Source organism: Streptococcus sp. 27098_8_186, assembly GCF_041432055.1.
Taxonomy (GTDB): domain Bacteria; phylum Bacillota; class Bacilli; order Lactobacillales; family Streptococcaceae; genus Streptococcus; species Streptococcus dentalis.
In genome coordinates this window covers 338,006-355,019 of the sequence record NZ_JAPVYV010000001.1, presented here as the reverse complement: position 1 = coordinate 355,019, position 17,014 = coordinate 338,006, and the positions used below count along the sequence as shown (strand labels likewise).

Below are 17,014 nucleotides of genomic sequence, written 5' to 3'. Positions count from 1 at the left end.
TTTCCTTGCGCTATCAAAAAAAACCACCCGAAGGTGGCTTTCCTTAATTCTTAGGTTCAGGTTTCCAAACCCATTCAGCTCCGTATTCTGCAAGGAGATCATCGGATGCAGTTGGTCCCATGGATCCAGACTTGTATTCATAGAGCGGTGCTCCATTTTCGGCCCATAGTTTTTCAATCCGGTCAATCAATTGCCATGAAGCACGGACTTCGTGCCAGTGGCTGTAATTGGTTGAGTCATTGTTCAAAACGTCGAAAATTAATTTTTCATAAGGCTCTGGTGAAGCCCCAGTTGCGGTCGCATCTGTTTCATAATCAAAGGAAATTGGTGCGATACTGAATTTTTCTCCGACCTCTTTTCCGTTGATGCTCAATGAGAAACCTTCATTTGGTTGGATATAAATGGTCAAGACATTTGGTTGCAAACTATGTCCAAAGATGGAGTCGGTTTGCTTGAAGACCACATTGACCATGGTTCCTTTTTGCGTCAAGCGTTTTCCGGTACGGAAGAAGAAAGGCACACCGCGGAAGCGATCACTATCAACAAAGAACGCACCAGAAGCATAGGTCTCTGTAGTAGACTCAGGATCGACATTGGGCTCACTACGATAAGAGATATCTTTTTTCCCTTCGATCGTACCTGAATGGTATTGACCACGGATAAAGAATTTCTTTAATTCGTCATCTGTTGGATTGTACAATTGCTCAAAAACTTTAACTTTTTCTGCCCGAATTGCATCCTTGGTAAAGGTAGCTGGTTTATCCATGGCAAGCAATGACAAAAGCTGAAGGGTATGGTTTTGCACCATATCTCGAAGGGCACCCGAGTGATCATAGTAGCCACCGCGTTCTTCAACCCCCAAGCGTTCAGCAAAAGTAATTTGGATATTGTCAATAAAATCTCGGTTCCAAAGATTATCAAAAATAAGATTTCCAAAACGAATGGCAAAGATATTTTGGATCATTTCTTTTCCAAGGTAATGGTCGATCCGGAAGATTTGTTCTTCATTAAAGGTTTCTTCCAATTCCTTGTTAAGCTGACTAGCTGTTTCTAGGTCTGTACCGAAAGGTTTTTCAACGATCAAGCGTTCAAAGCCTTGCCCATCCACAATGCCTTCTGATTTGAGGTGTTTGGCAATGGTTCCAAAAAATTGAGGAGCCATGGACAAGAAGAAGACCTTATTGTGTTCCGTTTGGTATTTTTCATCCAAGCTGTTTTGCAATTCGCGCAAGGCGATGTAATGTTCGGTATCATTGACATCGTGGCTTTGGTAGTAGAAATGACTAGCGAATTCTTGAGCTTGTTGAGGGCTATCGGCCAGATCTGTAATGGATTCTACCACGACGGATTCAAAGTATTCTTTGCTCCATGGTCTGCGGGCTGTTCCGATAACCGCAAAGTTTTCAGATAGATTTCCTGATTTATAGAGTCTAAAAAGGGATGGGTAGAGTTTTCGCTTAGCTAAATCTCCACTGGCCCCGAAAATGGTTACAATAACTTTTGAAGACATTTAAGTACCTATTTCCTATCTTATTAACCATATTTTACCATAAAATCTACAAGATTTCTTTGATGGAATCGTTGTTCCGAATATTTTCCGCTTGGATTAGGAGATTTGAGAAGAAAGCATAGAAAAAGCTAGAACCAATGTGGATTCTAGCTTCAACTGCTATAAGCTGTTTGGATCTACAACGGAAGCTCCATTAGAATACGCGGTAGACATATGGATTAGCCGGTTTCGTAATGGTCTGGCAATCGCTAATGTGGAGAACAGGCAAGCTTTGCTTGAGTTGCTTGTGGTATTCAATGGACAAGGTTCCTTTCGCATGGATCCAGGTATTGTTTTCGAAATGCTGCGGAGCACCAGTCGTTAAGAGACCGTAGACTCCGGAATCTGCGATACAGTGGATGATCCCAAAACGAAAGAGAAATTGGCTGTCCTTGTTATTGGGGTCATTGTATACGAAGCCGGTCAACTCGATCGTCTTTCCTGCAAATTGGTCAGGATAATCATAAATAACTTCCATGACTTCCATGTAATTCTCAGTGGTCACCTGGATCACTTTTTTATCAACATATTTCTTTGCCGCCTGCTTCATTTCTGACTCATAGGCAGATCTGGTAAAATAGCTACTAGTATCTGGTTTGAGATACTGGGTTGTTGTCCCTTCGTCCTGCTGGATTTCCTTGGAAGAACCGGCCGCAACCGGGAAGTGGTAGCCTTTGGCAGAGACTGTTTGGGAATCCAGTGTCACTGTAGGGAAAAATAGCCCGACAAACAAAGGAATACAGAGCAAGAAGATACTCGCCACTTTTGCCCAGAAGCCAGAGAGATGACTGTGGATCTTCATCTGTTTGACCCAGATGATCAGCTGTACAAGAGCTAAAACAAAGGACAAGAACATGGAAATATAAGCCAAGTAAGAATAGTGTAAGTTGATGTATTGATTGAGCTTACCAGATAATTGCAGGTACATGGTAAGCTCAAAATAGCCAGCTAATATCAAAAAACGAATCATAGCACTACCCCCACAAACCAAGCATAAAGGAGCACAACTCCACTCACAATACCGATAAATTGCCAGATGAAACGGGTTTTGAGATAATTTTTCATCATGAGGAGATTTTTGACATCAAGCATAGGCCCAATCACCAGAAAGGCAAGCACAGGCGCTACTCCAAAACTACTCAAAAGAGAAGAGCCGATAAAGGCGTCCGCCTCGCTACAAAGTGAGAGGAGGAAGGACAAGACCATAAGGAGGAGAATAGCAATAACCGGTGTCGCACTGATCGAGGTAAGGATCCGTGTTGGGACATAGACTTGGACGAGGCTGGCAAAGAGACAACCAAATACCAGGTAACGTCCTGTATCAAAGAATTCATCAATGGCTTGCACCAAGACTTGAAAGAGCTTTTGGCCTTTGCTCAAGTCCCTAAAATCATGTTCATGCACAGGTTTGCGATGTTCTTTTTGGATCGAATCTGTCTGAATAAAGCCAAGGAAGATCCCTAGTACTGTTGCGACAAGCAAGGAACCAAGGGCGCGGTAGAGGGCCATCTTAACAGAATTCCCAAAGGCTGAGTAGGTCGCAAAGAGAACGATGGGATTGATGACCGGTGCTGTCACCAGAAAGGGAACAGCAGTATAACTTGGGACTTTCTTTTCTAGAAAGCGATTGATAATGGGAACAATTCCACATTCACAGGAAGGAAAGATAAAGCCGATAAAAGTCCCAAAGAAGATCCGCCCAAATTTATTTTTGGGAAGAAAGCGGTAGACCCTCTCGGGGGTGATATAGACCTCAATAATCCCTGAAATGATACTTCCGATTAGGACAAACGGTAGGGCCTCGATAATAATCGAGAGAAAAATAGCCCCAGCCTGCAAGACGCTAGAGGGAAGGTGTTGAAAGAATGTCATTACTTAACCTTCTTTGCTTCTTTAGTTGTAGCAGTTTCTGCCTTCTTTTTTTCTTCAGGAAATTCTACTTTCTTTTCTACATCCGGAAAACTCGCAAAATTTTCAAACATTTTATCAAGATCATCTGTTTTTGAGAATTTAATAGCCATTGTTGGGCCTCCTTTTTATTTTCTTTCATTATAACAAAAAGGAAAGAGCAAGGGGGAAATGGAGCATAAAAGGAAAGAACCATAGGGTCAAAATTATTCTCTGAAAAATCCCTGAAACAGAGACCAGAACAGGCGCTCTCACCCTTGATGGCAGCAAAATATGCTATAATAGAGGCTATGGATAAATATGAAAAAATAGCCCAAGAATTGGGTGTTAGCTTAAAACAAATCGATACCGTATTGAGTCTGACCGCAGAAGGCTCAACTATTCCTTTCATTGCCCGCTATCGAAAAGATATGACGGGAAATTTAGATGAAGTAGCGATCAAGGCCATTATTGACCGGGACAAATCCTTAACGACTCTAGCCGAACGAAAGGAAACTGTCCTTGCTAAGATTGAGGAACAGGGCAAACTGACAGAGGCGCTCAAGCAGGCTATTGAGGCTGCTGAAAAATTAGCGGATGTCGAAGAGCTCTATCTCCCATATAAGGAAAAACGGCGGACCAAGGCGACGATTGCACGAGAAGCAGGACTTTTCCCCTTGGCACGTCTCATTTTGCAAAATAGTCCAGACTTGGAAGCAGAGGCTCGGAAATTTACCTGCGAGGCCTTCCCAACTGAAACCGCAGCATTAGCTGGTGCAGTGGATATTCTGGTAGAGGCTATTTCAGAGGATACCCAATTACGGGCCCTCACCTATCAAGAAATTCATGGGCATTCCCTCATGACGTCAACCTTGAAGGATGAAAGCTTAGATCCTAAGAGAACCTTTGAAATCTATTATGATTTTTCTGAGAAGATCAAGAATATGCAAGGCTACCGGACTCTAGCTCTCAATCGTGGGGAAAAATTGGGCGTTCTCAAAGTCGGATTCGAGCACCAACTGGATCGGATCATTCGTATTTTTGAGGCTCGTTTTAAAACGAAAAATGCCTATGTCGATGAGGTTATTCAACAAGCGGTTAAGAAAAAAATCGTTCCTGCGATTGAACGTCGGATTCGGACAGAGTTAACGGAGGTGGCAGAAGACGGAGCCATTCAATTGTTCTCTGAAAATCTACGGAATCTATTGCTCATTCCTCCATTAAAAGGGCGCGTGGTCCTTGGATTTGACCCAGCCTTTCGGACCGGTGCTAAACTAGCCGTTGTTGATGAGACAGGAAAGATGCTTGCCACCCAGGTCATCTATCCAGTTGCTCCTGCAAAACCAGCTCAGATCGAGCAGGCTAAAAAGGATCTATCCTCCTTGATCAAAGAGTTCGGAATAGAAATTATTGCGATTGGAAATGGAACCGCCAGCCGTGAAAGTGAGGCCTTTGTCGCAGAGGTGCTTCATGACCATCCAGGAGTTCGCTATGTTATTGTCAATGAAAGCGGAGCCTCTGTCTATTCAGCTAGTGAGTTGGCCCGTCATGAGTTCCCAGAGCTAACCGTTGAAAAACGCTCGGCCATCTCCATTGCCCGTCGCTTGCAAGATCCGCTAGCAGAATTGGTGAAAATCGATGCCAAATCCATCGGTGTCGGTCAATACCAACACGATGTCAATCAGAAAAAACTGACAGAAAGCTTGGATTTCGTGGTAGATACTGTCGTCAACCAAGTTGGGGTCAATATCAATACGGCTAGTCCCTCTCTCTTAGCCCATGTAGCAGGACTCAATAAAACCATCTCTGAAAATATTGTGAAATACCGGGAAGAAGAAGGAATGATTCTTTCACGAGCACAGATTAAAAAAGTCCCTCGTCTCGGCGCCAAGGCTTTCGAGCAAGCGGCTGGATTCTTACGCATTCCTGAAAGTAAAAATATCTTGGACAATACCGGCGTTCACCCTGAAAGTTACAAGGAAGTTGAAAAACTTTTTCAACTTCTTGAAATTACCGACCTCGATGCATCCGCTCAGGAAAAATTAAAAGCTGTGAACATAAAGGAGATGTCTACTCAGCTGGATCTGGGACCAGAAACCTTGAAAGATATCATTGCCGATCTCCTAAAACCAGGTCGCGATTTGCGGGATTCCTTTGATGCACCCGTGCTCCGTCAGGATGTCTTAGATATTAAAGACCTCCATATAGGCCAAAAATTAGAAGGGGTTGTGCGCAATGTGGTTGACTTTGGGGCCTTTGTCGATATTGGCATTCACGAAGATGGCTTGATTCATATCTCCCATATGAGCAAGCAGTTTATCAAGCATCCAAGCCAGGTCGTCTCAGTAGGTGATTTGGTAACCGTCTGGGTGAAGAAGATCGATGTGGAACGCGAAAAAGTCAATCTCAGTTTGGTAGCTCCGAATGAATCTGACTGAGTATGTGCGCCAAGTATCCCTAGAAGATTTTGGGAGAGAATTCCGTCATCGAGCAGAGTGGAATTCACGTCTTCAAAGCACTGGAGGTCGTTTCTTTCCCAAGGATCGACACCTTGATTTCAACCCGAAAATATACCAAGTTTTCGGGTTAGAGGTCTTTCGCAAAATCGTCCGCCACGAGCTCTGCCATTACCATCTTTACGATCAAGGTAAAGGCTATCGACACAAAGATCTAGCCTTTAAGCAACTCCTTAAGCAAGTGGACGGTCTTCGTTTCACACCTCCTCTACCAGATAGAACTAGGCGAGTCAAGCGGATCTATCTCTATCAATGTCCCCATTGTGGCCAAGAGTATAGACGAAAGCGAAAAATCGATCTGAAGAAATATGCCTGCGGTCGCTGTCACAGCTGCCTGCAATTTCTTGAAATGAGACAAGTGTAAGAATCAGTCTTTAGGCGGATCTCTTTCCAGTTCGACTCTGCTAAAATAGGTCTAACTAGAAAGAGGAAAATCAAATGACAGCATCATTTTACAAATTAAAACGACATCGCCTGGTTTCAGGTGTGCTAGCTGGCTTAGCTGATAAATTTGGTCTTAGTGTAACTCTCCTACGCTTCTTGTTTATTCTTTTTACGGTTTCTCATGCCTTTATCGGTGTGATTATCTATTTACTGTTAGATACGACCTTACCTTATAAGGACGAGGAGGAGCAGGAAATGTTTGACTATGGCCCTCGACCTCGTCGAAGAAAAGAGGCCGAACCCATCCATGATCAGAATGATAGTCCATTTTTCTAAAAGGAGATTTGAGTGAAGCAGAAGTTCTATTCCCTTGCTTTTATTCTATATCTCTTCTTCAGTTTTATAGGACAGTTTTTCATTTTAAATCGTGTTTTTGGAGAAGGAGTTGGAACAGTTTTGATCGGAATGGCCCTTTTTCCACTGGGCATTTGGAATAGTCTCTTCTACCTCTTGTTTCTGCCAACAGAAATGGCTAGAAAGCCACAAATTTATCGGTTTTCGATTTTATTTCTGCCGGTTTTGTATCTGGTTTTCTCCTTGTTGGGGGGAGGACCTGCCGTCTTTATGCTCGGATTGATCGCATTCCCTTCAAATGCGGTGGTCTATGCGGTCTCTACCGGAATCAAATCCATGATTACAGATTACTTGCATGGTGAAGGCTAGAGCATTTTTCATATGTTCCCATCATTTCCTAGAGGTTGGAGACCTTTGTCTCGGCCTCTTTTTGCTTGCCTTAAAAAGGAGTTGAAAATGGATCTTTCAAATGACACTTCAGTCTCTCGTCTGAAGAGAAAATCTGCTATAATAGAGAGAGAATTTGAAAAGGGAGAATGATATGGCAGTTACTGTTCGCGATATACAGGAAAAGCTTCGTCTATCGGTTGTTTATGGGGATGATAGCCTCTTAAGCAAGGAAATTACGACTGCGGACATTTCACGTCCAGGTCTTGAAATGACGGGCTATTTCGACTATTACACACCTGAGCGGATTCAGCTTGTAGGAATGAAAGAATGGTCCTACTTGGTAAAGATGAGCTCTCACAACCGTCATCAGGTCCTGCGCAAGATGTTCCAGCCAGAGACACCTGTCATCATTGTCGCGCGGAATTTAGAAATTCCAGAAGAAATGTTGCGTGCTGCGGAAGAGAAGCAACTAGCCATTTTGAAGAGCAATGTTGCAACCAGTCGTTTATCTGGAGAGCTTTCTAGCTATTTGGATAGTCGGCTAGCAGAACGTACGAGTGTACACGGTGTCTTGATGGATATTTATGGGATGGGTGTCTTGATCCAAGGAGATAGCGGAATCGGAAAAAGCGAGACAGGTCTGGAACTTGTCAAACGGGGTCACCGCCTCGTAGCAGATGACCGAGTCGATATCTATGCGAGAGACGAGATGACCCTTTGGGGAGAGCCAGCTGAAATCCTACGCCACTTACTAGAGATCCGTGGTGTCGGGATTATCGATGTCATGAGTCTCTACGGCGCGAGTGCTGTCAAGGATTCTTCACAAGTCCAAATTGCCGTTTACTTGGAAAATTATGCTAAGGATCAAGTTTATGATCGTCTTGGTAATAATGCAGAAGAGTTGGAAATCGGTGGCGTGACTATACCTCGTATACGCATCCCTGTGAAGACTGGTCGGAACATTTCGGTCGTGATCGAAGCCGCAGCTATGAATGTTCGGGCTAAAGAAATGGGCTATGATGCCACCAAAACCTTTGAAGAACGTTTGTCCCAGTTGATTAGTCAAAATGAGGTGAAGGAATGAATCCAGTAGCCCTTCAATTAGGTCCGATCAGTATTCGTTGGTACGCAATTTGTATTGTCTCTGGCTTGATTCTAGCCGTTTATCTTTCTATGAAAGAAGCACCTCGTAAAAAAATTGATCCAGATGCCATCATTGATTTCATTTTGATCGCCTTTCCGCTTGCGATTGTGGGAGCCAGACTCTATTACGTTATTTTCGAATGGGGCTACTATAGCCAGCATCTTGGCGAGATTTTCGCCATCTGGAACGGAGGAATCGCGATTTATGGTGGCCTCTTGACAGGTGCCCTTGTCCTCTATCTATTCTCTCGTAGACGCTTGATTGAGCCAATTGATTTCTTAGATATTGCGGCCCCAAGCGTCATGATTGCACAGAGTATTGGTCGCTGGGGAAACTTCTTTAACCAGGAAGCTTATGGAGCTGCTGTTAAAAGTCTCAACTACCTGCCCTCTTTTATTCGAGATCAAATGTATATAGATGGTAGTTACCGTCAGCCAACCTTCTTATATGAATCCATTTGGAATCTGCTAGGATTTCTCTTGATCTTGATTCTTCGTAGGAAGCCCCAATTTTTGCGGCAAGGTGAGGTCACAGCCTTTTACCTTATCTGGTATGGTTTTGGTCGGATGATCATCGAAGGAATGCGGACGGATAGCTTGATGTTTGCAGGCTTACGTGTTTCCCAGTGGTTGTCGATGATCCTGATTCTAGTTGGACTTGCCATTATCCTTTACCAACGTCGCAAAAAAGCCCCTTATTATGTAGAAGCAAAGGAGTAATATATGTTTATTGAAATTGCCTACGGCCTCTTAGGCCTTGCCTTAGTAGCGCTTGTCATTTATATGATTTTTTTCCTCTCAAAGATTGGAAAAGTTGTAGATGAGACGCAAAAAACCATCCAAGTTTTGACATCAGATGTCAATGTCACCTTGCATCAGACCAATGATCTATTGGCAAAAGTCAATGTTTTAACGGATGATTTGAATCAAAAAGTTGCAACGATTGACCCACTCTTTACAGCCGTGGCGGATCTTTCAGAGTCTGTTTCAGATTTGAATGATCAAGCCCGTCAATTGAGTGTCAAAGCTGTATCAGCTGGTGGAAAAACAGTGAAAGCCTCTATCGGATTAAAAGCGATTAAGATGGCTTCAAAATTATTTAAATAGAATCGAGGAAGAATATGGGACGTTTATCTAGTTTATTAATTGGTGTGATTTCAGGTGCTTCAGCAGCCTACTATTTATCAACTGAGCAAGGAAAGAAAGTCACTAAAAAAGTGGTGCGCTTCGTAAAAGATTATCAAGAAGATCCTCAAGAAGTACATGAATCGGTAAAACAAACTGCTAAGGATGTTTCAAAACAAGCAGCAGAAGTGATCCAACAAACCAAAGAAAAAGTTGGTTCTGGAGAAATTACGACAGGAACTGTTTTGGAATCTGTCAAAGAAAAAACGCAAGATGTGGTTGAAAAATCTCAAGAAGTCTATCACTCATTTAAGGATAAACTTCAAAAAGAAAATCTAAGTGGCAATGACTTGGTTCAATCCATTCGCAAACAAACAGAATCAGAAGACATCGTGTTAGAGTTGGATGAAAAAGATTCTAAAGAAGCAGCTGAAGAAGAAACAAAAGAAGTATAAAAAAATGAGGCTCAGTGAGCCTCATTTTTTATGGAAGGTAAGATGGCAATTGGCAGTTAAGTTTTGTCTTCCAACTGTTATTCCAATTAAAAAAATTCGAGTAAATAAAAAAATCAGGCGAACCTGATTTTTATTTTTTTCGTTTATTGTAGTAAATTCGGAACCCTTGAATAGTAGCAAAGCTAGAACCAATCGCTAAAGCAAACGCAAAGAAGGTATTCATTTTTGTTGCTAAAAAGACAAAACTAAATACAACCGTCAACACACAGAAAATAGCGATATTCAAAAAATATAGCAATTCACTTAATTGAGGTGCGGGTTCAACTTCAGGAGCATAGTCCTGAATAGGGGTTTCTTGGGTTTGTTTGGTTAATTCGATATAATCGAATTCTTCATCATAGTGTCTTAAATTTCTTACGGGCATTTTCTCTCTCCTAACAGTACTCTATTATTCTATCATGAATTCAGGTATATAAATGTTACAAAAATGTTACAAATTTTACAAAATGAATAAATTTTTCTAGAATATCGGAATTTTTGTTATAATGGTTCTATGAAAAATATTATTATTACAGCAACAGCAGAGAGTGTTGAGCAAGCGCAAGCCCTGATTGATGCAGGGGTTGACCGAATCTATGTCGGTGAAAAAGATTACGGATTACGATTGCCTCAAACTTTAAGCTATGACGAAATAAATCGAATTGCCCAACTGGTCCATGCTGCTGGCAAAGAATTGACAGTAGCTGTAAATGCACTCATGCACCAATCGATGATGGATTCAATCAAGCCTTTCCTAGATTTTCTAAAGGAAATTCAGGCTGATTATATTACTGTCGGAGATGCGGGCGTTTTTTATGTCTTGAAACGAGATGGCTATCCATTCAAAACGATTTACGATGCCTCAACCATGGTCACTTCGAGCCGCCAGATCAACTTCTGGGGAAAACAAGCAGGAGCTTCTGAGGCTGTTTTGGCTCGTGAGATTCCATCTGCCGAATTATTCGTAATGGCTGAGAATCTTCAGATTCCAGCAGAAGTCTTGGTCTATGGTGCTAGCATTATTCACCATTCGAAACGACCGCTACTTCAGAATTATTACAACTTTATCAAGACAGAAGAGTCTGTGACCAAAGATCGGGATCTGTTCTTGGCCGAGCCAGGAGATCCCAATTCTCATTATTCGGTCTACGAAGACAAACATGGAACCCATATCTTCTCAAATAATGACTTGAATATGATGACCAAATTGTCTGAGTTGGTTGAACATGGCTTTGATCATTGGAAACTCGATGGTGTCTACTGTCCGGGTGAAAACTTTGTCAAGATTACAGAGTACTTTGTCAAGGCCCGTGATTTGATTCAAAAAGGAACATTTACACAGGATCAAGCCTATCTGTTTGATGAAGAAATCCGCAAATTGCATCCAGCTAATCGTGGTTTGGATACTGGTTTCTACGATTATGAACCAGATCGTGTAAAATAATAAAAAAATTAAGCCTCTTCGTTTGTGAGTTTTCCTTTTTCAGGGAACGAAGAAGCTATTCATCATATCGACAATCTTGTAAATTGGAGAAAACATGACAAATACAAAAAAACGTCCAGAGGTCTTGGTACCGGCTGGAACATTAGAAAAGTTAAAAGTTGCCGTTAATTATGGCGCAGATGCTGTTTTCGTTGGTGGACAAGCCTATGGTTTGCGTAGCCGTGCCGGAAACTTTACCATGGATGAGCTTCGTGAAGGTATCGAATATGCTCATGCACGTGGCGTTGATGTTCACGTTGCTTCAAACATGGTAACCCATGAGGGAAATGAACAAGGGGCTGGTGAATGGTTCCGTGAATTGCGGGATATGGGCCTTGATGCCGTGATCGTCTCAGACCCGGCCTTGATTGAAATCTGTGCAACTTATGCACCTGGACTCAATATTCACTTGTCTACGCAAGCTTCTGCAACCAACGTGGAGACCTTCCATTTCTGGAAAGAATATGGCCTGACTCGTGTCGTCTTGGCCCGTGAGGTATCCATGGAAGAGTTGGCTGAGATTCGTAAGCGTACCGATCTTGAGATCGAAGCCTTCGTTCATGGAGCCATGTGTATTTCCTATTCCGGACGTTGTACCCTTTCTAACCACATGTCTGACCGGGATGCCAACCGTGGTGGCTGTTCTCAATCTTGCCGTTGGAAATACGATCTCTACGATATGCCATTTGGCCAAGAACGTAAGAGTATCAAAGGACAAGTCCCAGAAGAATACTCTATGTCAGCCGTGGACATGTGTATGATCGAAAATATTCCAGACATGATTGATAATGGGGTTGATAGTTTGAAGATCGAAGGCCGTATGAAATCTGTCCATTACGTATCAACAGTGGCCAACTGTTACAAGGCGGCTTGTGATGCCTATATGGAAAGTCCAGAAGCCTTTTATGCCATCAAGGATGATTTGATCAATGAATTGTGGAAAGTCGCTCAACGTGAATTAGCAACTGGATTCTACTACCAAACACCGACTGAAAATGAACAATTGTTTGGGGCACGTCGTAAGATTCCTCAATACAAATTTGTAGGAGAAGTGGTGGACTTTGATCCATCTACCATGACTGCGACGATTCGCCAACGGAATGTCATCAATGAAGGCGACCAAGTGGAATTCTACGGACCAGGCTTCCGTCATTTTGAATGCCAGATCCAAGACTTGCATGATAAGGATGGAGTGAAGATTGATCGCGCACCAAATCCGATGGAACTTCTCACGATCACGGTCCCACAAGAAGTCAAGCCAGGAGATATGATTCGTTCTTGCCAGGAGGGCTTAATCAATCTCTACTCAAAAGATGGGGCAAGTAAAACTGTTCGAGTATAACAAAAAAAAAGAGAGGGTTAAACCTCTCCTTTTTGTTGGGCGATGCGAATATTATTGGGGACCAAACTGATTTTCTGGATCTCAGAAATCCGAATAATCGTGGACATACTCTTTTTAAAATTTTTCACGATCAGTTGTCGGCGTTCTTGGTCATACTTGACAATATCGCCTGTAAAACTCTTGTTTGAAAAAATAACATGTACCCCTTGTTTTTTTCGCAATGCTTGTTGAATGATTTCAATAATTCTCTCATCTTCTAATGGGGCAGGGGTACTGACTTTTCCATTGAAAAATTCATTTGCTCGGTCTTTAACGATCTCGAGAAATTTTTTCATAGCTAAATTCTCCATAACTTGATACAATATATTATAGATAATTTCAACGATTTTGTAAATGATTTACGAATATTAGAGATGAGAAGGCAAGAAAGGAGTCGTGAAATGGCAGAATTTTCATTCCAAATCGAAGAACATTTGCTGGTCTTGTCAGAAAATGACAAGGGTTGGACCAAAGAATTGAACCGTGTGAGTTTTAATGGTGCTCCTGCTAAGTATGATATCCGGACCTGGAGTCCCGACCATACAAAGATGGGAAAAGGCATTACACTCACGAACGAAGAGTTCCAAGTCATGCTCGATGCATTTAAAAATTAAGAAAAAGAGGTCCTTCAAGGGCTTCTTTTTTGTTATAGTCTAAGGCTATATAGATGTCAAAGATATTAGATTATCCTAAACCCTTGTTTATCAAGTTTTAGACTGCTATAATGGTTGCATTGATGAATTAATGTAAAACTTATAGGAAAGAGGGAATCATATTGACACATACACATGCACCTTATCGTGTAGACCATGTTGGTTCATTTCTTCGTCCAGCCGCTTTGGTTCAAGCTCGTGAAGATTTCGCAGCTGGAAAAATCAGTCAGGCTGACTTAACAAAAGTAGAAGATCAGGCGATTCGTGACCTCGTTGAAAAAGAAATTGCTGCAGGTCTGAAGTCAGTAACAGATGGAGAATTCCGCCGAGCTTATTGGCATCTGGATTTCTTCTGGGGCTTTGGTGGCATTGATCATGTACAAGCTGCTCAAGGCTATCAATTCCATGATGAAACAACCAAGGCGGATTCAGCGCTTGTCGTTGGAAAAATCACAGGAGCCAATCATCCATTTGTAGAGCATTACAAGTTCTTGCGGGATCTTGTAGCAGATGTAGATGGTGTAGAGGCTAAATATACCATTCCAGCACCTGCGCAATTCTATTTTGAATTGATCCGTGATGCAGAACATGTAGAACAATTGAATACCATCTATCCTGATTTTGCGGCTGTTCGTGAAGACATCAAGCAAGCCTATCTTCAAGTGATTCAAGATTTGTATGATGCAGGTCTTCGAACTCTTCAAGTAGATGATTGTACTTGGGGTGTCTTGGTAGATGATAATTTCTTGACGGCTTGGGGAGCAGCTCAAGGCAAGTCAAAAGATGAGGTTCGCCGAGAACTCGCTGATCTCTTCTTGACCTTTAACAACGATGTCTACCAAAATGTTCCAGCTGGTTTGACCGTCAATACGCACGTTTGTCGTGGGAACTTCCATTCTACTTGGGCTTCATCAGGTGGCTATGCGCCGATTGCAAAAGAACTCCTTGGAGAAGAAGCCGTCAATGCTTACTTCCTAGAGTTTGATACTGATCGGGCTGGTGGTTTTGAACCACTTGCGGAAGTAACCCCTGGAAAAGGAGTGGTATTAGGCCTCTTGACATCTAAGAGTGGTCAACTGGAGAACAAGTACGAAGTGATTGCTCGTATTAAAGAAGCGAGTCAGTATGTACCGTTGGAAAATCTATACCTATCTACTCAGTGTGGCTTTGCTTCGACAGAAGAAGGAAACATTTTGACAGAAGAAGACCAATGGAAAAAAATCGGTTTGATTAAGGAAATTGTCGCTGAAGTTTGGGGCGAATAAGGAGGAAGAAACATGTCAGATTTACTAAGTATTTATAAAGAATTGCAAGCTAAAAAATGGGTGGACTTGAGCCACCAAATCAATGCGGAAAGTCCACACTTCCCAGCCCTTCCTGCCTTGCAGCAAGAAGATCTTTTCACATTAAAAGATGGTTTCCATGTTCAAAAATTTACAGTGGTTGGTCAATACGGAACGCATATTGATGCGCCGATTCACTTTGTAGAAGGGGGTCGTTGGTTGGATGAGATTGACCTCAAAGATCTCCTCTTGCCACTCTATGTTATCGACAAGTCTAAAGAAGTTGCAGCCAATCCAAACTTTATCTTGAGCAAACAAGATATCTTAGACTTTGAGGCAGAGCATGGACAAATTACAGAAGGAGCTTTTGTTGCCTTCCGTAGTGATTGGTCAAAACGTTGGCCAGATCAAGATGCTATGCGCAATCTTGATGAAAATGGGGTTCAACAAAGTCCAGGATGGAGCCGTGAAGCCTTGGAATTCTTGATTCATGAACGCCATGTCAAGGCTGTGGGTCATGAAACCTTCGATACCGATGCAGGTATTCCAGCAGCAGAGCATGGCTTGGTCAATGAATACTACCTTTTGGAACAAAATATCTACCAAGTAGAAGTCTTGAACCAATTGGACCAAGTTCCAGCTGTAGGTGCTTTGATTTCGATTGCTTTCCCTCACTGGGACAAGGCAACTGGTTCACCTGTTCGTGCCATTGCCATCTTACCATAAACAAAGAAAAAGAGAGTGGGACAGAAATCGGTAATTTGATAGAATTCGATTTCGTCGTCCCACCTCCGCACAGTTGAGTAGGGCTGTAAAAGCTGATGAAATCAGCGTATTAGAGCCCACTCAACCACTGCGTCTTGCTCGACAATCCAAAAACAATTGAGAGGCTAGGACTTTTGTCCCAGCCTCTTATTTTTTATCTCATTGTCACAAATTCTTCGGATCCGGTTGGGTGAATGGCGACGGTTGCGTCGAAATCGGCTTTTGTCGCTCCCATCTTGATAGCAACTGCAAATCCTTGGATCATTTCATCGACTCCGTAGCCAAGACCATGAAGGCCAACGACCCTTTCTTCGGGACCAGCAGTGATGAGTTTGAATTTTGCTTGCTGGCGGTGTTGGGTAACAGCGGTGTACATGGAAGCAAATTGAGAAGTATAGACTTTGATATTCTCTTTACCATAAGTTTGCTGGGCTTCTTCCTCCGTTAGGCCAACGGTTCCAATAGCAGGGTGAGAAAAGACAACGGTTGGGATGTTTGTATAATCCATTTTGGCATTGACTTTTCCATTGAATAGTCGTTCAGAAAGAGTGCGTCCAGCTTTAATAGCGACAGGAGTCAACTCTTTTTCTCCTGTGACATCCCCAAGAGCATAGATTCCTGGAATAACTGTGTTCTGGTATTCATCCACTGCAATGAATCCTTTTTCATTTAAGGTGACGCCTACAGCTTCTAGATTGAGATCCTGGACATTTGGTTTTCGTCCTGTTGCCCAGATAACATGATCTGCCACGTGGCTGGTCATATCCTCAAAATAAATCTTCACACGACCGTCTTCTAATTTTTCAAGCTTCATGGGAACCTTATGTTTGTGAAGCGGAAGGTTTTGTTTTTCCATTTCTTCCATTAAGCCATCGACAATGTAGGAATCAAAACTACGTAAAACCCGATCTCTTCGGATGAAGAGGTCTATTTGGACTCCTAAATGGTGGAGCACACCAGCTAGTTCCACCGCGATGTAGCCAGCCCCGATAATGGCAACAGATGTAGGGAGTTCTTCCCAAGCAAAGACATCATCAGAAGTTTCGCCAAATTCAGCTCCAGGAACAGAAGGGATAAAAGGATGGGCACCGGTCGCAATCACGATATGCTTGGCCTTAATGGTTTCTCCATTTACCTCAACCGTATGAGCATCCACAAAACGAGCACGTCCTTCAATTCGTTCAACCCCATTGCGTTTGAAACTGCCATCATAGGAATTACGGGAACGGTCAATATAGGCTTCGCGATTTTTTCTTAAGGTTGCAAAATCAAATTTTGTTTGTTCAGAAGTAAATCCATAGTCTGGTCCATAATCTCGAATAGCTTCTGCAATTTGCGCACCATACCACATAATCTTTTTAGGCACACATCCTCTGTTGACACAGGTGCCACCCAATTGTTTTTCTTCAATGACAGCAGCGCTCGCTCCGTACTCTCCAGCCCGGTTCATCGTAGCGATTCCTCCACTACCTCCACCGATTGAAATAATATCAAATTCTTTCATGTTTTCCTCCTAAATGGGATTTCAGTTTGATTGTAATATCAACTGTTACAAAAGTCAAGGGTTTAGCATGTTACCAAGCATTTAAATTTCATTTTGCCGTATC

General features: G+C 42.5%; 20 protein-coding genes. 13 read left to right on the top strand and 7 right to left on the bottom strand.

What is annotated here, in order from left to right; genetic code table 11:
* Positions 1 to 43 precede the first annotated feature (43 nt).
* The 4 genes from zwf to O3602_RS01695 all read right to left on the bottom strand — a co-directional run bounded on the left by zwf (position 44) and on the right by O3602_RS01695 (position 3,570).
* Positions 44 to 1,510 carry a glucose-6-phosphate dehydrogenase gene (gene zwf / locus O3602_RS01710; RefSeq protein ID WP_371611028.1) on the bottom strand — a complete coding sequence of 489 codons (1,467 nt, stop codon included), beginning with the start codon at positions 1,508 to 1,510 and terminating at the stop codon, positions 44 to 46.
* A 193-nt stretch (positions 1,511 to 1,703) separates the two neighbouring features.
* Positions 1,704 to 2,519, bottom strand: coding sequence for a TIGR03943 family protein (locus O3602_RS01705; protein ID WP_003005141.1), 816 nt, complete (start codon positions 2,517 to 2,519; stop codon positions 1,704 to 1,706).
* Positions 2,516 to 3,421, bottom strand: coding sequence for a permease (locus O3602_RS01700; protein WP_045759689.1), 906 nt, complete (start codon positions 3,419 to 3,421; stop codon positions 2,516 to 2,518). Before O3602_RS01700 ends, O3602_RS01705 begins: the two co-directional genes overlap by 4 nt.
* Positions 3,421 to 3,570, bottom strand: coding sequence for an SPJ_0845 family protein (locus O3602_RS01695; protein ID WP_023918704.1), 150 nt, complete (start codon positions 3,568 to 3,570; stop codon positions 3,421 to 3,423). The genes O3602_RS01700 and O3602_RS01695 overlap by 1 nt, the downstream gene beginning before the upstream one ends.
* Positions 3,571 to 3,717: 147 nt before the next feature.
* Here O3602_RS01695 and O3602_RS01690 point away from each other — a divergent pair, with 147 nt between their 5' ends.
* The 8 genes from O3602_RS01690 (at position 3,718) to O3602_RS01655 (ending at position 9,803) form a co-directional block, all read left to right on the top strand.
* The gene (locus O3602_RS01690; RefSeq protein WP_023918702.1) at positions 3,718 to 5,874 is read left to right on the top strand and encodes a Tex family protein; all 2,157 of its coding nucleotides are present in this window, start codon (positions 3,718 to 3,720) and stop codon (positions 5,872 to 5,874) included.
* Positions 5,861 to 6,316, top strand: coding sequence for a SprT family protein (locus O3602_RS01685; RefSeq protein WP_371611027.1), 456 nt, complete (start codon positions 5,861 to 5,863; stop codon positions 6,314 to 6,316). The genes O3602_RS01690 and O3602_RS01685 overlap by 14 nt, the downstream gene beginning before the upstream one ends.
* Positions 6,317 to 6,390: 74 nt before the next feature.
* Positions 6,391 to 6,672: a PspC domain-containing protein gene (locus O3602_RS01680; protein WP_013903896.1), complete on the top strand. Its 282-nt coding sequence runs from the start codon at positions 6,391 to 6,393 to the stop codon at positions 6,670 to 6,672.
* A gap of 12 nt (positions 6,673 to 6,684) precedes the next feature.
* Positions 6,685 to 7,059, top strand: coding sequence for a hypothetical protein (locus tag O3602_RS01675; protein WP_371611025.1), 375 nt, complete (start codon positions 6,685 to 6,687; stop codon positions 7,057 to 7,059).
* A gap of 172 nt (positions 7,060 to 7,231) precedes the next feature.
* Positions 7,232 to 8,164, top strand: a complete 933-nt coding sequence (gene hprK / locus O3602_RS01670; RefSeq protein WP_003008114.1) for an HPr(Ser) kinase/phosphatase — start codon at positions 7,232 to 7,234, stop codon at positions 8,162 to 8,164.
* Complete coding sequence (gene lgt, locus O3602_RS01665; protein ID WP_371611024.1) at positions 8,161 to 8,943, top strand: prolipoprotein diacylglyceryl transferase; 783 nt, start codon at positions 8,161 to 8,163, stop codon at positions 8,941 to 8,943. The genes hprK and lgt overlap by 4 nt, the downstream gene beginning before the upstream one ends.
* 3 nt (positions 8,944 to 8,946) lie before the next feature.
* The gene (locus tag O3602_RS01660; RefSeq protein WP_013903891.1) at positions 8,947 to 9,330 is read left to right on the top strand and encodes a DUF948 domain-containing protein; all 384 of its coding nucleotides are present in this window, start codon (positions 8,947 to 8,949) and stop codon (positions 9,328 to 9,330) included.
* A gap of 14 nt (positions 9,331 to 9,344) precedes the next feature.
* On the top strand, positions 9,345 to 9,803 hold the full coding sequence (locus tag O3602_RS01655; protein WP_003008108.1) for a YtxH domain-containing protein: 459 nt from the start codon (positions 9,345 to 9,347) through the stop codon (positions 9,801 to 9,803).
* A 130-nt stretch (positions 9,804 to 9,933) separates the two neighbouring features.
* Here the strand turns inward: O3602_RS01655 and O3602_RS01650 are convergent, their stop codons facing one another.
* Entirely contained in the window at positions 9,934 to 10,227 is a 294-nt protein-coding gene (locus O3602_RS01650) for a DUF3270 family protein (protein WP_254742236.1), read from the bottom strand.
* A gap of 129 nt (positions 10,228 to 10,356) precedes the next feature.
* Here O3602_RS01650 and O3602_RS01645 point away from each other — a divergent pair, with 129 nt between their 5' ends.
* Positions 10,357 to 11,286 carry a peptidase U32 family protein gene (locus tag O3602_RS01645; protein ID WP_045759685.1) on the top strand — a complete coding sequence of 310 codons (930 nt, stop codon included), beginning with the start codon at positions 10,357 to 10,359 and terminating at the stop codon, positions 11,284 to 11,286.
* Between the two features lie 94 nt (positions 11,287 to 11,380).
* Positions 11,381 to 12,667: a U32 family peptidase gene (locus tag O3602_RS01640; protein WP_003002878.1), complete on the top strand. Its 1,287-nt coding sequence runs from the start codon at positions 11,381 to 11,383 to the stop codon at positions 12,665 to 12,667.
* A 17-nt stretch (positions 12,668 to 12,684) separates the two neighbouring features.
* On the opposite strand, the gene O3602_RS01635 is transcribed toward O3602_RS01640, so the two are convergent.
* Positions 12,685 to 13,017 (bottom strand): hypothetical protein, encoded by a 333-nt coding sequence (locus O3602_RS01635; protein ID WP_013903885.1) that lies wholly within the window; start codon positions 13,015 to 13,017, stop codon positions 12,685 to 12,687.
* Between the two features lie 90 nt (positions 13,018 to 13,107).
* Here O3602_RS01635 and O3602_RS01630 point away from each other — a divergent pair, with 90 nt between their 5' ends.
* From O3602_RS01630 to O3602_RS01620, 3 genes are all read left to right on the top strand, one after another.
* The gene (locus tag O3602_RS01630; protein WP_003002541.1) at positions 13,108 to 13,320 is read left to right on the top strand and encodes a YdbC family protein; all 213 of its coding nucleotides are present in this window, start codon (positions 13,108 to 13,110) and stop codon (positions 13,318 to 13,320) included.
* A 161-nt stretch (positions 13,321 to 13,481) separates the two neighbouring features.
* Positions 13,482 to 14,624 (top strand): 5-methyltetrahydropteroyltriglutamate--homocysteine S-methyltransferase, encoded by a 1,143-nt coding sequence (locus O3602_RS01625; RefSeq protein WP_371611023.1) that lies wholly within the window; start codon positions 13,482 to 13,484, stop codon positions 14,622 to 14,624.
* 12 nt (positions 14,625 to 14,636) lie between these two features.
* Positions 14,637 to 15,368, top strand: coding sequence for a cyclase family protein (locus tag O3602_RS01620; protein ID WP_371611022.1), 732 nt, complete (start codon positions 14,637 to 14,639; stop codon positions 15,366 to 15,368).
* A gap of 193 nt (positions 15,369 to 15,561) precedes the next feature.
* Here O3602_RS01620 and gorA read toward each other — a convergent pair whose 3' ends face one another.
* Positions 15,562 to 16,911, bottom strand: coding sequence for a glutathione-disulfide reductase (gene gorA / locus O3602_RS01615; RefSeq protein ID WP_371611021.1), 1,350 nt, complete (start codon positions 16,909 to 16,911; stop codon positions 15,562 to 15,564).
* Positions 16,912 to 17,014: the final 103 nt, after the last annotated feature.